15 protein-coding genes are annotated in these 14,386 nt (G+C 49.2%); 2 read left to right on the top strand and 13 right to left on the bottom strand.

Going from position 1 to position 14,386, the window contains the following annotated elements:
• Positions 1 to 5: 5 nt before the first annotated feature.
• Both OXH39_17525 and OXH39_17520 read right to left on the bottom strand, forming a co-directional pair.
• Complete coding sequence (locus tag OXH39_17525) at positions 6 to 215, bottom strand: DUF433 domain-containing protein (GenBank protein MCY3552266.1); 210 nt, start codon at positions 213 to 215, stop codon at positions 6 to 8.
• Between the two features lie 48 nt (positions 216 to 263).
• A complete protein-coding gene (locus tag OXH39_17520; GenBank protein ID MCY3552265.1) occupies positions 264 to 1,604 on the bottom strand; it encodes a coproporphyrinogen-III oxidase family protein in 1,341 nt (446 codons plus the stop codon).
• A gap of 195 nt (positions 1,605 to 1,799) precedes the next feature.
• Here OXH39_17520 and OXH39_17515 point away from each other — a divergent pair, with 195 nt between their 5' ends.
• Positions 1,800 to 2,423, top strand: a complete 624-nt coding sequence (locus tag OXH39_17515) for a chorismate pyruvate-lyase family protein (GenBank protein MCY3552264.1) — start codon at positions 1,800 to 1,802, stop codon at positions 2,421 to 2,423.
• 1 nt (position 2,424) lies between these two features.
• On the opposite strand, the gene OXH39_17510 is transcribed toward OXH39_17515, so the two are convergent.
• From OXH39_17510 to OXH39_17475, 8 genes are all read right to left on the bottom strand, one after another.
• Positions 2,425 to 3,624, bottom strand: a complete 1,200-nt coding sequence (locus OXH39_17510; protein MCY3552263.1) for a PQQ-binding-like beta-propeller repeat protein — start codon at positions 3,622 to 3,624, stop codon at positions 2,425 to 2,427.
• On the bottom strand, positions 3,608 to 4,729 hold the full coding sequence (locus tag OXH39_17505) for an iron-containing alcohol dehydrogenase (protein MCY3552262.1): 1,122 nt from the start codon (positions 4,727 to 4,729) through the stop codon (positions 3,608 to 3,610). The genes OXH39_17510 and OXH39_17505 overlap by 17 nt, the downstream gene beginning before the upstream one ends.
• Positions 4,730 to 4,977: 248 nt before the next feature.
• Positions 4,978 to 5,751, bottom strand: coding sequence for a M55 family metallopeptidase (locus OXH39_17500; GenBank protein ID MCY3552261.1), 774 nt, complete (start codon positions 5,749 to 5,751; stop codon positions 4,978 to 4,980).
• Positions 5,752 to 5,909: 158 nt separating this feature from the next.
• Positions 5,910 to 6,959, bottom strand: a complete 1,050-nt coding sequence (locus tag OXH39_17495) for a 2-oxoacid:ferredoxin oxidoreductase subunit beta (protein ID MCY3552260.1) — start codon at positions 6,957 to 6,959, stop codon at positions 5,910 to 5,912.
• A 27-nt stretch (positions 6,960 to 6,986) separates the two neighbouring features.
• Positions 6,987 to 8,840 carry a 2-oxoacid:acceptor oxidoreductase subunit alpha gene (locus OXH39_17490; GenBank protein ID MCY3552259.1) on the bottom strand — a complete coding sequence of 618 codons (1,854 nt, stop codon included), beginning with the start codon at positions 8,838 to 8,840 and terminating at the stop codon, positions 6,987 to 6,989.
• Positions 8,841 to 8,960: 120 nt separating this feature from the next.
• The gene (locus OXH39_17485; protein MCY3552258.1) at positions 8,961 to 9,494 is read right to left on the bottom strand and encodes a CBS domain-containing protein; all 534 of its coding nucleotides are present in this window, start codon (positions 9,492 to 9,494) and stop codon (positions 8,961 to 8,963) included.
• A gap of 11 nt (positions 9,495 to 9,505) precedes the next feature.
• Positions 9,506 to 9,934 (bottom strand): CBS domain-containing protein, encoded by a 429-nt coding sequence (locus OXH39_17480; protein ID MCY3552257.1) that lies wholly within the window; start codon positions 9,932 to 9,934, stop codon positions 9,506 to 9,508.
• 157 nt (positions 9,935 to 10,091) lie between these two features.
• Entirely contained in the window at positions 10,092 to 11,033 is a 942-nt protein-coding gene (locus OXH39_17475) for a hypothetical protein (GenBank protein MCY3552256.1), read from the bottom strand.
• A 188-nt stretch (positions 11,034 to 11,221) separates the two neighbouring features.
• Between OXH39_17475 and OXH39_17470 the strand changes: the two genes are divergently transcribed.
• A complete protein-coding gene (locus OXH39_17470; protein MCY3552255.1) occupies positions 11,222 to 12,187 on the top strand; it encodes a threonine dehydratase in 966 nt (321 codons plus the stop codon).
• Here the strand turns inward: OXH39_17470 and OXH39_17465 are convergent.
• The 3 genes from OXH39_17465 to OXH39_17455 are packed head-to-tail and all read right to left on the bottom strand — an operon-like array spanning position 12,175 to position 14,353.
• On the bottom strand, positions 12,175 to 12,888 hold the full coding sequence (locus OXH39_17465; protein MCY3552254.1) for a thiamine pyrophosphokinase: 714 nt from the start codon (positions 12,886 to 12,888) through the stop codon (positions 12,175 to 12,177). The two genes, OXH39_17470 and OXH39_17465, sit on opposite strands and share 13 nt — an antisense overlap.
• Positions 12,889 to 12,891: 3 nt before the next feature.
• The gene (locus OXH39_17460) at positions 12,892 to 13,809 is read right to left on the bottom strand and encodes a phosphatidylglycerol lysyltransferase domain-containing protein (protein MCY3552253.1); all 918 of its coding nucleotides are present in this window, start codon (positions 13,807 to 13,809) and stop codon (positions 12,892 to 12,894) included.
• On the bottom strand, positions 13,784 to 14,353 hold the full coding sequence (locus OXH39_17455) for a YkgJ family cysteine cluster protein (protein ID MCY3552252.1): 570 nt from the start codon (positions 14,351 to 14,353) through the stop codon (positions 13,784 to 13,786). Before OXH39_17455 ends, OXH39_17460 begins: the two co-directional genes overlap by 26 nt.
• Positions 14,354 to 14,386: the final 33 nt, after the last annotated feature.

The raw sequence follows: 14,386 nt of genomic DNA, 5'->3' as shown, positions 1-14,386 counted from the left end.
TAAATTTAGCTGGGGGATTTAGGAACTTGAGATGCGAAAAGAAGTGCTGCACGTACACCTTCCTCAGTCAGGCGTGGGTGTGCCTCAAGTAACTGCTCAATCGTCTCGCCCGCGGAAAGTTTTTCTAAAATCAATTCGACAGAGATGCGAGTACCTGCGATAACGGGTTTGCCCATCATAATTGACGGGTTAGATACGATGAGTTTAGGATCCATATTTTTTCACCTTCCATAATAGAAAATATATTCATTGAATCAGATTGCTTAGGTATATCGTGTGTTTTGGTATTCGGAGGCATAGAACGCTGGGAGCAGGCTATCGACTTGGAGCAATCCGCGCTGGGTCAACTGGATTTCATCTGATGCGGCGTTGATACGCAACATACCGTCGTTTTGCAGTTTTTCGTAGGGTTCGGCGAAAATCTCAAGGATATCAGCATTGAACTTCACCTGGAAATAGGAAGGGCTGATTTTTCCAAGTTTGAGTTGCAATATCATCTCTCGCGTCAACCGTTCCGCTTCCGTAGGTTTCAGCGCACGGTAAATCGGAAGTTTACCTTCCTCAAGGTTGCCGAGGTAATCTCCCCATGAAGGTGCGTTCTGAAAGTGGATTCCGCTGAGGTGCGAAAAGGAGGCAACGCCTGTGCCTATCATGTCGCTGCCCTGCCACACCGCGTCGCGGTAGACAAACTGGCAATTCTTATCTTTCTTAAGCACCGTATACGCGCTGGATTGCGTGTAACCTGCTTGTGTGAACTGCTCAAAGGCGTATTGGTGCCATTCGCGTTTCAGTTTCCAATCTGCCACTGGAAGCGTATCGCCGCCGAGAATGTCCTTAGAGTAGACAGTATTGAACGGCAATTCAAGCTGATAGACGGTAACGCTGTCTGGATCAAGTTCTATCGTCTTTTCGACGGTTTCTCGCCAACTCTCCCACGTTTCGCCTATCATGCCTGAGATAAGATCAATGTTGACTTGGTCAAACGCCAACGTCTTTATCCACGGCACGATACGATAGACCTCTTTGGAAAGATGTGCTCTACCGTTTTCAGCGAGGATTTCATCGTTCAGGTTTTCAACACCGAGGCTCAGTCGGGTTACACCGATTCCTTTGATAGCCTCTACTTTTTTTTCCGTCAAGGTGCCGGGTTCACACTCGAAGGCGACCTCCTCAGCAGTGTCCCACGGCATCACCTGTTTCACTCTATCGACGAGAGTCGTCAGGTGTTTCACACTGATATAGGACGGTGTGCCGCCACCGAAATAGACGAATCTCAGAGGTCTATCCGAAATTGCGGGTTGTGCACTATAAATTTCGACCTCTTTGGCGAGGGCATTCAGGTACGTATCAATTTCCGAGCTGTTCTTGTCGGTGTAGACGCGAAAATAGCAGAACTTGCACCGCTTACGGCAAAAAGGGATGTGGAGGTAAAGTCCCAACGTTGCATCTGGGCGCGGCGGTTCAACGAGTGCTTGGTGCACCGCTGGTACATCGGACTCGCCCCAAGTGGAATACGGGGGGTAGTTAGAGACGAATACACTCCCTACGGTTGTGTCCTTTGAATCTATGCCTGCTGTTGCAGGTTCCGGTTTTGTTTCAGGCATTATTTGCGCTCCTTTACCTTGCGCGGGCATTGACATCTTCGCGATCCTGTGACACGAGATGTGATCTGTAACATTCGTATAAGTTCACGTTAATTATAACATGAAACGATGAATCGTGCCAATTCTATGTTGACAGGTCGTGTGAGTGGACGTTATAATTAATACAAATGGGTTAACTCGTGGGAGGCACGCACAGTGGGCAAAAGCACGATTGGTAATTCAGATGCTATTATCAGCGAGCGGCTGAATAAGCTGTTTGTTGCTCAAGCTGCCAGACCACTCACATTAGACGACATCAAACCCTCACGATTAACGCCATTCCAGCGCGCACTGCTCGTCACCGATGGAACTGTCACACATCTTATTGAGGCATATACGTTTTCTCCGGTGGAAGTCGTTCCGCTACGAGAAACAGAGCAAGCCTTGGGTATTGAGTACGCTTGGTTGGAACTTCCGATAGGCGATCCGGTTGTTACGCGGGAAGTCGTGCTGCAAACACCTACCACTGATACGCGAGCACCGAAGATCCACGCCTACGCAATTTCTCATCTTATCTATGAACGTTTACCAAACAGCGTTGTAGAGGGATTGAAATCAAGGGCCGGAGGATTGGGCGCACTTTTGCAAAGAACTATATGGGAAACGCGCCGCGACTTATTATGGTGGGGTGTTGAGCGAGCCGTAGGTTTGCCGGATGCTATTGGGCATCTCGAATCAAAGCCGTTTCTCAGCCGCACCTATAGGGTCGTAGCGAAGAAAGACCCACTGATGTTCATTACTGAAAAGTTTCCTCTTGACGAATCCTCCCTTGAAGACTAATCTATCCAAAACAATACAGGATCCCGTCCTCGGTTCCGATGTAAATTTTACCATTGGAGACGCTGGGGGATGCGACGATAGAGGAGCCTGTTGCGAATTCCCACACCAATTCCCCAGTCTTAATATCTAAACCAATAATTAACCCGCGAGTTGTTCCGAGGAAAACGCGCGTGCCGACGATGACAGCGGAAGACTCAATGCGGGATTTGGCGGTGTACGTCCATAGCGACTCGCCAGTTTTTGGTGAGAGCGCATGCACCATTTTATCGCGTCCGCCAATAATAACGCTATCTTCAGTGAGGGCGGCTGAGGCAAAGAATGGAAATCTGCGTTTCGGATGCCGATACCGCCATTTAATTTCTCCAGTTCCCAATGCGACGCTCAGTATTTCAGTGCCATACGTGCCGCAGTAAACGTGATCTTGTGAAATCGCAGCACTCGCACCGACATACGCGCCGAGTTCTACCTGTTGCGTTTGTGTGCCGTCGTCGATGTTGAGGACGCGAAGATAACTATCGCATCCTGTGACAATCACGAAATTCTTCGCCTGCCCAGAATCGCTGTCAACCTGTGTCCAGACACCGGGGGTGCCATGGACGTAACCTTCCGTCTCAAATTTCCAAACCAATTCTCCGTTCTCTCGGTTGAGGCAGTAGAGGAATCCGTCATACGAACCGAATAGCACGCGATCACCAGCAAAATTCGCCGATGATATAATTTCACCCTCCGTACGAAACTGCCATTTCATTTTGTGAGTGTTGATATCTACCGCATGGAAGACACCATCGCCGTCACCGAAATAGGCGACTCCATTGTGGATAGCAGCGGACGCTTTTATTGAACTATTCGTCTGATAGGTCCACTGTTTTTCACCTGTTCGCGCGTCGAGCGCATAGAAAATGCCATCTAACGCGCCGATGTAGACGGTACCGTTGACGACTGCAGCCGTGGATTCAATCATATCTCCTGCCTGAAAAGTCCAGAGCAATTGCGGATTTTCAGGGAGTTGGGAATCGGCGACACCGGTGAGTTGTGGATTACCACGGAAACTGGTCCAGTTGCCAAGGGTTACCTGTGAAGCGAAGAGCAGCAGCACAAGAGTGAGGAAGGTAGAAGACACACTCCGTTGTGCCGTAGCCTTTGACTTTTTAAGATATGTACGATTCTGCTTACCTACTTGTTTGTCAATAAACCTGTTCATAAAGTGCCATAAAATCTCTGACATTCAAAGGGCGCGGGTTGAACTGCGCTGTCCACTGTGTTGCCGCTTCCTTTGCCAATGTCGGTATGTCTGTTGTTCCTATCGTGTATTGGACAGGGTAATCCCGAAGTCTGTTCGGTAAATTGCCGATCTGCTTTAGTGTTGTAATTCTGTCCGCTAAATCTCCGTCCGGGTACAGTTCACGATAGGCTTCTCCTGACACAGTGCTGTTGAGTCGGATGACGTGTGGTAGCATCAACGCAACAGCGACACCGTGGATAATATCGTATCTCGCTGTCAAGGGGTTAGCACACGCATGCGCGGCACCGAGCATCGAATTTTCGATTGCGAGTCCCGCCAGATAAGCACCGAATAACATCTTGCTTCGGGCTGTGGAATTGTTGGGTTCAAGGCACGCCTCAAAGTGAGCGTTTAGCAACTCCCATGCGTGTCGTGAGAACATTTGTGACATCGGGTTGTGTCTGGTTGAGACGAAGCTTTCAACAGCGTGCGCGATAGCGTCTATCCCTGTGATTGCTGCGATTGGTCTCGGCAAGGTTTTCGTAAGTGTTGCATCCAAGATGACAGTGCCGAATCGCGCCTTTTTATCGCCGCACGCCATTTTGCTATGGGTGTCCGCCTGTGCAATGAGCGCGAAGGACTGTGCTTCGCTGCCGGTGCCAATGGTCGTCGGAATGCCGATGGAGGGGAGCATCGGTTGGGTTGCTTTGTTGGTGCCCCAGTAGTCTTCCATTTTGCCGCCATTTGTGAGCAGGAAGTTTGCCCCTTTCGCACAATCCATTGAGCTGCCACCACCGAGTCCGATGATTAGGTCTATCGGCGCGTTAGTTTTCGCGAACGCTACCGCAGCGTCAACGTCTTCTGTCGTCGGGTTGGACGTAACATCGGGAAAAACGTAAGCGGCGATCCTTTCGCTTTGCAGGGCTGAGACGGCTCTCGCGAGGATGCCCACCTTTTCGATACCCCGATCTGTCGTGACGAGAACGCGGCTCCCTCCGAGTGAGCGCGTCAGTTCACCGAGTCTCTCAATCGTGTTATCACCGAAGATAACCTGTTGTTTCAGTTCGCAGTCAAAAGCTTCCATGGACGAAATCAGAATATAATAGAGCGCGTTTGTAAATTTTAGTTTTTTGCAAGTGAAGGTTCTAACCTCGCCTTTTTCAAGGCGTGCCAGCAAAAGATTATATGTATAAGCTCCTGTAACAGGATACCAGATTCTAAGACGGAAAGTCAAGGGAAAGGACAGTTAGGAGTCGCGAGCACAACTCGCTCCTACAGCGGAATAGCAGTTGGGGTTGGAGATCACCTAAAATAATGTAAGGCGAGGTTATGTTAAATAGACAGGGCGCACAGGTCATCGCTGTGCCAGCGAACGGTGCGATCATCAATCTTCACTGCACCCCGTTTCAGATACCCGTCAATTGATTTGCCGTCAAGAACTCGGACTTCAAACTCGTAAGGTGGATCAATTTTCAACGGGGCAATCTCAGAGATATTTCTGCAAGCCACCGCGGCAGTCTCTCGAATCAATTCTCGCGACCGTTGCGGTGATAGATGTAGCGCGAGTTCCTGTCCGAGTCCCTGTTTGGTTTCAACACCATAAATGCCGGGAATAAGTTGTTTTGCTTCTGCAACTGCTTTATCGTCGCCGGAGATGAAAACCGTTGGAACATCGAAAGTGCCTGCGAGTGCTGCACGGCATCCGAATTCTCCGATCATTTCACCGTTGAGTTTGTAGTATTCAATTGATAACGAGGAATATGTATGGCTCAACGGGGCGTTTGGCGTGCCTGCCATGGCGTGCTGTCCTAAGAAGAAGAGTACGTCATAGGTTGCGTCAAGATAGTAAGGGGGACGAATGGGACCCCGCGCAATTAGTTTCGCCTTGGGATGAAATTCGGCTACATCAATCCCGCCAGTCCCGTGTCCATCCCAGACGACGATTTCTGCGTCCGAATCCACATCAAGAATGCCATCAACAGCAGCATTTACCTCTTGTGTCAGCAATTTCATGGCTGTCTGTTTCTGGGGACCCTCTTCACGGGTTTGACTGAAACGGGATACCATCGCGACACCTTCTAAGTCGGTTAGAATGTAAATCTTCATGGTCGGGGTCCTCCCAAATTAGGCAGCCAATCAGCTTTGAGAAGTTGCGACTTCAGACTGCCACTTGAGTCGTTGAACGAACCGAAGGAACATATTCACGGATTGAAGACGTTTGTTAGCACTGTCTGTCCTACAACGCATCAGGGTGTAAATCAGTCCTATGACACGGTCCATGTTTCGCCATCGTTGAGGAGTGCCTCAAGGTCACCGTCGCCCATGCGTTCTTTGGCAGTGCGGACTTGGTTTGTCATCAGATCCTCGTAGCAGGGGTGACGAACACTGCGAAAGATACCCATCGGATGTGGCATGTCAGGTGTGTCGCTCATCCCCGAGAGGAAGTTTGCTAAGGTAGTATCCTCGGCGTATTGGTCGTGGACGATGAGGTCATCAATGGTGTGCTCGCCGTCTGTGAGGTCAACGACTTCAGGCTGGAAACCGTTAAGTCGGATACCCTTATCACTTTCCGCACCGAAAACGAGAGGTTCGCCGTGTTCCAGACGCACCGTATTGTCGGCTTTAAGCTCTTTTTCTCTGTATAGTTTGAAGGTATCGTCGTTATAGATGTGGCAGTTTTGATAGATTTCGATGAAAGAGGTGCCTTTATGTTCAAAGGCGGCCTTAAGCATGGGACGCAGGTGTCCTGAATCTATGTCAACAGAACGTGCCACGAACGTAGCACCCGAAGCCAGTGCAAGACTGATAGGATTAAAAGGGGTGTCCAATGAGCCGAGTGGATTGGACTGATACATTTGGTGGCCTCGTTCAGATGTCGGTGAATATTGTCCCTTTGTGAGCCCGTAGACCCGGTTGTTGAACAGCAGCACGTTGATGTCGAAATTCCGGCGCATCAAGTGGATGAAGTGGTTGCCCCCAATTGAAAGTGCATCGCCGTCACCCGTGATAACCCATACAGAGAGGTCAGGGTTCGCCATTTTCACGCCAGAGGCGATGGTAGGTGCTCTACCATGAATGGTGTGAAAACCGTAGGTGTTCATGTAGTATGGGAATCGGCTTGAACACCCGATGCCAGAAATAAAGACGATGTTTTCCTTTGGGATGCCGAGTTCAGGCATGATGTGTTGTGTCTGGGTAAGAATTGAATAGTCGCCGCAACCCGGGCACCAGCGTGTGTCTTGATCGGATTTAAAATCCGCTCTTGTGAGAGTCGGTGCCCCGGCGGGGATGCGAGAAGTTCTTTTCCTTTTCATAGTGTGTTACCCCTTTGGCGTTTGAGGCTAAAGATGTCCTATTTCTTTAAGTATTTCGTCAATTTTGGCATGCAACTCAAAAACGTGGAAGGGTTGTCCTTGCACCTTGTTAAGTCCGACTGCATTGATGAGATAGGTGCTACGAATGAGTTGGAGGAGCTGACCGCTGTTGAGTTCGGGAATTAAAATCTTTTTGAATCTCTGTAGAATGTCGTCTAAGTCATTTGGGAAAGGATTGAGATGCCGGAGATGCACGTGTCCTATCGGGAGTCCTTCAGCAACGCAGTTTTCCACTACGGTTCGGATTGCGCCGTAGGTGCCACCCCAACCCAGCAGGAGAATTTCGCCTTCCTGTGCTCCAAAGATCTCGGTAGGTGGAATGTCATCCGCGATGCGAGCAACCTTTTCTGCTCGGATTTCCACCATTTTCTCGTGGTTTTCGGCATCGTAACTGACGTGTCCCGTCACATCTGATTTCTCTAAACCACCGATGCGGTGCTCTAAGCCGGAGGTACCGGGTTTTGCCCACGGACGCGCCAAAGTCTTCGGATCGCGTAGATAAGGTTCAAATCCATTATTGGTATCTGCGCTCACTGCAAAGTTAGCTCTAATTTCTGGTAATTCAGAGAGTTGAGGGATTTTCCACGGTTCAGCTCCCATCCCGATGTAGAGATCGGAGAGAAAGATCACCGGTGTCCTATATTTCACGGCGATACGGCAGGCTTCATAGACCGCCTCAAAACAGTCATAAGGACGAGACGAGGCAATGATCGGAACGGGCGATTCGCCGTTCCTGCCATAAAACATTTGCAACAAGTCCGATTGTTCTGTTTTTGTTGGCATTCCCGTTGAAGGACCTGCACGCTGAATGTTACATATCACGATTGGGAGTTCGGCAATCATGGCGAGATTAATCGCCTCCGATTTGAGTGCGAGCCCCGGACCACTACTACCGGTAACGCCGAGCGCACCACTAAAGGCAGCACCGATTGCAACTCCAACGGCGGCGATTTCATCTTCCATCTGCATTGTGACGACCCCGAAATTTCGGTACTGGGCGAGTCCGTGGAGAATATCACTCGCAGGCGTTATCGGGTAACTGCCGTACACAAGCGGTAAACCGGATTGATGTGAAGCTGCGACAAGTCCCAGCACTGTTGCCATATTGCCCTCAATATTTCGGTAAGTGCCCGGTTCAAAAACAGCTGGCTTGACATCATAGGAGACAGCAAACTGTTCAGTGGCTTCGCAATAGGTATTTCCTGCGCGGAGTGCAAGGATGTTTGATTCAATGTACTCAGGTTTTTTAGCGAACTTCACCTTGATCCACTTCATCGTGTATTCCATCGGACGATTGTAGAACCAAAGGATCATACCGAGTGCGAAAAAGTTTTTACACCGATCAATTTCTCCTGTCGTCAAGTCCGTTGTTTCGAGTGCTTTTCGGGTGAGCTGCGTGAGTTCAACTTGGAAAACTTGATATTTTGTAAGTGCATCGTCTTCAAGTGGATTACTTTCATACCCCGCGAGGCGTAGATTGCGGTCTGCAAAATTATCAACATTTACAATGAGGATACCGTTGGGTTTAAGTTTATTGAGGTGAACCTTTAAGGCAGCGGGGTTCATTGCGACGAGGACATCGCAAAGATCTCCAGGGGTGTGAATCTGTTCGCTTGAGAAATGGAGTTGGAACCCGGACACCCCTGCTAACGATCCTGCGGGTGCGCGAATCTCGGCGGGGTAATCGGGGAGTGTAGCGACATCGTTACCAATGAGGGCGGTGGTTTCTGTCATTTGCGTGCCAATGGTCTGTGACCCATCGCCGGAGTCGCCAGCAAATAGAATTGTCGCTTCCTCAATTTGCTCTACTGGCTTACGCATTACAATCGTTTCCTTTTTTCTATGATAGGTGTACGCTTGAGAGGCGCGCCTTCGGGATATTCAAACATAGGGTTCGCGCTCGGAAACCGCACCTGAAAAATATAAGATTTAAAAAAACATCTACGCTCCCTCGCGGGCTTTAAAGGCATCCCGAACGGGTTTCGGAGGTAGCGTTAAGACCTCTTGCGGAAATTCCTCTACGAGATAGGAGATGACATCACGAATGGATACCATGCCGAGGGGACGATTCTCGGTATCAACAATAGGAACGTGGCGATAGCCACCGCTCGCCATATAAAGAATGGCGGTATTCAGTGAGTCTTCTGGTTGCGCTGTCTGTGGATCTGCTATCATGAATTCTTCAACGCCGATGTGGTCCAAGTCTCCAACTTGCTTGTTGAGAATTTTGTTTAGCACGTCTCGCTCACTAAAAATCCCGCGGAGCCTGCCATTCTCCACAACAGGTGCTGCACCGATTTTGTGTGCTAAGAGCAGATCAATTGCTTCGTTTGTGCTATAGTTGATGTCAATGGTGACAATAGGACGCATCAGATCTTTAAGCGAAATCTGAATTTCTTGCGCGCGCCATGCCTTTAACGCAGCATCTTCGTCCATCTGCTCTAACTCTTCATCAATTGCCAAGTCGTACAGCACGGTTACGCCTCCTACTCCTGATTTTCTATGAATATAGCGATATGTTCGAGAATATCGCGGGTTGAAATTATGCCGATGGGATATGCTTCTTCTTGGTCATCCCAGACGCAGAGGGGGACATGCCGAAAGTGCCCGAGGTGCATCAAGTTTAATGCGAAGGCAATCGGATCACTGGCGCGTAGTGTTTCAGGGTCTGGTGTCATTACCTGTTCAACCTTAAATTCCGTAGGTGCGGCGCGCTGACCGCTCACATGTTGGAGTAGATCTCGCTCCGTGATGATTCCAACTAATTGTTCGTCTTCATCAACGACGAGCACACATCCTCGCCCTTCCTCTTGCATCATATCAATGACAACGGAAACAGGGGAGCCGACTTGCACGGTGGCAGGTTGTTTGTAATCTAAAGTGCTGATAGGTAAAGACAGCGTTCTCGCGTCCATCGCATCTATTCCTTATAGTGTAACGTTAGAAAATAGATTTCAGTTTCTTATTCTCTTTGCTTAAAAAGGATACCACATTTTTTGACGATTTGCAAAAATATTTTCAGCGAAAAATTCCACCTGAATTTTGTAGCTTCAGTCCCGGTTTATCCAGCGTCTACACCGTCAATGTGACGGCACGCGAAGTCGGTGAACCCCAACCCGGAACAACGATGGTCCATCTGCCCGCAGGTCCACCTGCTACTATGAGCAGCAAATCTTCCGCTGAGTATTGCTGTGTAGTGTCAGCGATGTACTGTCGGATATCGGCTCTGTTGAATCCATCTTCTGAAATTGTTTTTGCATGCTCAACGCCTACGACGAGAAGCGTCTCTCCGCTGCTGTTCCCCGGAGCGGCAATATTCTGGGCGATTGTGTTGAGGATGCCTTCTGCGGTGTTATTACCGTGATCGTTGACGGTTTGAGGACCAGCGGCGGCGAAAACGGTGATAGTGTTATCATCCGCTTGAAACCCGCGTTCGGTATGCAAGGGTTCCCAAGGACTCGCTTCCTCTTTTTCAGCGATGCAGCAGGTGTATTTTCCGGCGTGCCCGAATGCCGCGCGGTCGAGTTCACCGGGTAACGCCCCACCGATATTGGTGCAAACAAGCCTCAGCGTGCGACCGATGGTTGCATTTGCACGCCACCCTTGCCCAAAGAGATTGAATCCGTCGTTGATTTCTAATTGTTTTCGGATGGGCCCGTTCACGATGAGCATCGGTCCAACGTGTGAAGTCGTGACTTGGACACCGTGGAGATTGAACTGTTCGGAGGTCATCGCTTCTACTGCGGTGAGAATAAGCGGCAGATACGCCGGTTTACATCCTGCCATAACAGCGTTGATTGCAACTTTCTCAACTGTGGCTCTGCCCCATTTGGGTGGGACTGCTGCAATGAGTTCATCTGGATCCCGATCTGTTGCACTGAGCATCCGTTCAACGCGTTCTGGTGTCGGTGGAACGACGGGGAGTCCATCTGTCCATCCATTTTCATAGCAGACTTCGATGAGGTCGTCAGTTTCGTCAATTTCAAGTTGTGTGGAGTGCCATTCTTGCGCCATGTGTGTTTCCTTTCGCTGCAATTGGTTTTGATATGCGTGTTAAGATATGTTATCATATTAGCATAGATTTTTTAGGTTTACAAGATGCTATTTTTCAGAGTCATCAGTTTTTGGTTGTCAGTTCTCGGCTGGGTAAGTAGATGCTTTTCTGACACCTGATAACTGACAACTATACTAAAGGAATAAAAGTGGGAACTCTTAAATTTCAAGACATCATTGCCGCGAGAAAGGTCGTGGCGCGATTTTTAAAACAGACACCCTTAATTCATTATCCAGAATTATCCGAGCGACTTGGATTTCAGGCATACATCAAACACGAAAACCATCATCCAACGGGAAGTTTTAAGGTGCGCGGTGGATTGAATTTCATGCACCATCTACCACAAGCGCAGCGTGAAAAGGGCGTGCTTACGGCAACCCGTGGCAATCATGGGCAGTCGATCGCCTATGCAGCATCGCAGTTTGGCGTTAAAGCCACTGTTGTTGTCCCGTACGGAAATAACCCAGAAAAGAATAGTGCAATGCGGGCGTTTGGCGCGGAGCTCATTGAACACGGGAACGATTTTGATGAGGCACTTGCGTTGTGTGAAACACTCCAAGCAGAGCGCGGACTTTATTACGTTCATCCGTGTATGGAGCCGGGACTCTTCCACGGTGTCGGCACCTATTCGCTTGAGATTTTTGAAAGCCTTCCGAATGTGGACGCTATCATTGTGCCAATCGGGGGCGGAAGTGGTTGCTGCGGGGCTATCACCGTTGCGAAGGCAGTTAATCCGAAGGTCAAGGTTATCGGTGTACAAGCGGAGAATGCTCCTGCTATCTACCGCTCTTGGAAGACCGGACAACGCGTAGAAACCGATTCCTGCGATACGATTGCGGACGGTATTGCGACCCGGGTGCCGTTCTCGCTTCCGTTTTCCATTATTAAAAAGGGCATTCACGATATGGTATTGCTCAGCGAGGAAGAACTTAAGGAAGGCATCCGTTTGGCATTGCGATGGACGCACAACCTTGCAGAAGGGGCAGGCGCGTCGCCAATAGCAGCTGCACACAAACTCACCGATACATTGGCGGGAAAACATGTTGTGATGGTGATGAGCGGTGGGAATCTGGACACCGAAACACTCAAAAAAGTACTTGGCTACCAGTTGTGAATCACGTAGACCGGAGCAGAACCATCTGCCAATTGGATGGTTGCCGATTCTGTGTCGTCTATAAATTCGTTGCGAAGGGCATTTGTTAGGGCGGGGTGGATGTGTAGCGACGCAAGATCCCATCGTAAATTCTCGCTACTTTCCACAATAACGTTGTCGGCTTCTGCTATGAGCGAGACGCGTTGTAGGTTCCTGTTTTTTCGGGGTAAGCGCACTGCCGATAGGACATAGTAGATTGTTTGTTTTGGGTCACGCATTTCAGCACTGTAAGGCTCACCTGTGGACACTCGATAATGTCCAAAGCGCATCAGTTTTAGATTGCCAAGAAATTGGTCGGTCTCGTATGCTTCTGGACGAGGTAAACCTCCGTAAATAATGATGTGTCGGCAGTTGCCCTGTTCCAGCGCGTAAGCTACAGCGAGTTGTCCATCGGTGTAATCTTTGTCTGTCTGTCCAATCCAATCCTGAACGGTATGTTTTGCTTTTGTTTCCACCTTTTCAATTGAGTCCATATCACCAATGAGAACATCCGGTACAAGAGGCGTGTTTCCTCGTTGATTTAATTCGTCGAAAATCCTGATGCCTCCATCAGCGCAGATAATCGGAAAACGGTTCTTCAGCGCATTTTCGATTTCTTGACGGTAAAAATCGAGGTGCCGTATATCATAGTAACCGTTGAGGAAAATAAGTGCTGATTTCATTTTTTAATTTTCCTTGCGGTCAATATTGTACGACGAAATCAGTTGGCAAGGGTGATAGGAACGTTTGACGCGCTTTAGATTTTCCAACCCTGAATCGTCCATCGCGTTAATCCACTTGTAGGAACCCATTAATTCCTTACAGAATTCGCGGTAGATAAACTGCGCCAGCCCTTTTATTTCGAGATCTGTGATCTCAAACAAAATGCAGAACATATCCGCGTTAAGTGGATATCCGAAGGTATAACCTTTCATTTCCCCATCAATATGAACAACCCTACCCAAAAGCCCGAGTGCTTCCGCATGCGCGATCGCGATTCGGTGTGCTGATTGAGAATCCTCAAGCATCGCGCGATAGACTTCGTCTTCACATTTTGCTGTGCGTGCTGTGTGCCACGCGTCATAGAGTGCAAGGCACGCACCACTGTCGGCGGTGCCGTACAGGCTGAACGTCGCCGACGGATGCCGCTCGGTAAAAGCGTTATAGGCGTTCCGCTTGCTCTTGAAGCGATTCCCACTTAACGCACTGAGTGTTGCTGTCTCATAGAGGTATTCGGTTTCCTTCAAAGTGCCACGAAATCTGTTCTTTTGAAAAAAAGTGAGCATCTCTTCTGGAACGTTTTCTATCCGGGCGATGTGTGGATTTCGATTCGATGCTAACATGAACTGATACGCTTCGCGGATGACGTTTAGGTAGTCTCGGTTTTCGGTTTTGTACGGCATGGGCAGGATCGGCATGAAATAATCGTCCCCCTGCTTTGCGAAAATGCACAGATAGTCCGTTAGCAGTGTCCAGTAAAACTGAAAATGCTCCCGCCATACGTAGAGCGGCGTAAAGGCGTAACTTGAAAGGCGTGTGCATGTCCGATGTGCGTATGTGTCGAAAATTGATTTATCTTTAAGTGTTAGCGAGTGAAGTTGCATCTGTCAATTGTGATAGAGTGTGGACAATCTTCACGGTGTCTTGGTAATCACCGATGAGGCTCCAGTTGGCGGCGATCTGCGCGGTGACCGTTTCGGATTCGACATAATCAATAACGTGGCGGATGTGCCGCTGGAAGGCTTCCGTTTCGAGATGTGCTTCACCGAACGGACAGAGGGTATCCACACCAAGTACAACTTCGTTCCCATCTTCGCTGAACATGAGGGCGAACGGGTAGAGTTGGCAGTCGAGCGGGCGCATCGGATAGATGGTACAGTGACTCGTCTCTGGCTCAAAAAAGGGGCAGATATAGAAATCTTTGTGGGGTTTTAGTTGGATTTGGGCACTTTTCCCATCTGCTTGTAGACGAAACAGCGCAGGATCTGCACCGTGTGCTATAACTTCTTCCATTTCAGCTTCGGTGAAGATAGGTGCGAGGGGGCTGTCCGCTTCCAAAAATCGGCAGCAGACATCACACGAGAAGCAGACCTCGCTGGGGATGATTTGGTAGAGTTTGGCGTTTGCTGCACTGGATGTCTCTCTCATCTGGACTATAGATATAAGGTTTTCGCGGCTTGA

Source organism: Candidatus Poribacteria bacterium, from assembly GCA_026702755.1.
GTDB lineage: Bacteria > Poribacteria > WGA-4E > WGA-4E > WGA-3G > WGA-3G.
Note: the sequence above shows the minus strand (reverse complement) of the source record. Positions and strands in the feature narration are given on the sequence as shown.

What these genes read in the sequence shown, in the direction of transcription:
- OXH39_17460 (MCY3552253.1), bottom strand. Translation starts at nt 13,809, where the DNA reads ATGCAACTTCACTCGCTAACACTTAAAGATAAATCAATTTTCGACACA.
- OXH39_17505 (MCY3552262.1), bottom strand. Translation starts at nt 4,729, where the DNA reads ATGGAAGCTTTTGACTGCGAACTGAAACAACAGGTTATCTTCGGTGAT.
- OXH39_17475 (MCY3552256.1), bottom strand. Translation starts at nt 11,033, where the DNA reads ATGGCGCAAGAATGGCACTCCACACAACTTGAAATTGACGAAACTGAC.
- OXH39_17525 (MCY3552266.1), bottom strand. Translation starts at nt 215, where the DNA reads ATGGATCCTAAACTCATCGTATCTAACCCGTCAATTATGATGGGCAAA.
- OXH39_17465 (MCY3552254.1), bottom strand. Translation starts at nt 12,888, where the DNA reads ATGAAATCAGCACTTATTTTCCTCAACGGTTACTATGATATACGGCAC.
- OXH39_17455 (MCY3552252.1), bottom strand. Translation starts at nt 14,353, where the DNA reads ATGAGAGAGACATCCAGTGCAGCAAACGCCAAACTCTACCAAATCATC.
- OXH39_17480 (MCY3552257.1), bottom strand. Translation starts at nt 9,934, where the DNA reads ATGGACGCGAGAACGCTGTCTTTACCTATCAGCACTTTAGATTACAAA.
- OXH39_17490 (MCY3552259.1), bottom strand. Translation starts at nt 8,840, where the DNA reads ATGCGTAAGCCAGTAGAGCAAATTGAGGAAGCGACAATTCTATTTGCT.
- OXH39_17495 (MCY3552260.1), bottom strand. Translation starts at nt 6,959, where the DNA reads ATGAAAAGGAAAAGAACTTCTCGCATCCCCGCCGGGGCACCGACTCTC.
- OXH39_17510 (MCY3552263.1), bottom strand. Translation starts at nt 3,624, where the DNA reads ATGAACAGGTTTATTGACAAACAAGTAGGTAAGCAGAATCGTACATAT.
- OXH39_17500 (MCY3552261.1), bottom strand. Translation starts at nt 5,751, where the DNA reads ATGAAGATTTACATTCTAACCGACTTAGAAGGTGTCGCGATGGTATCC.
- OXH39_17520 (MCY3552265.1), bottom strand. Translation starts at nt 1,604, where the DNA reads ATGCCTGAAACAAAACCGGAACCTGCAACAGCAGGCATAGATTCAAAG.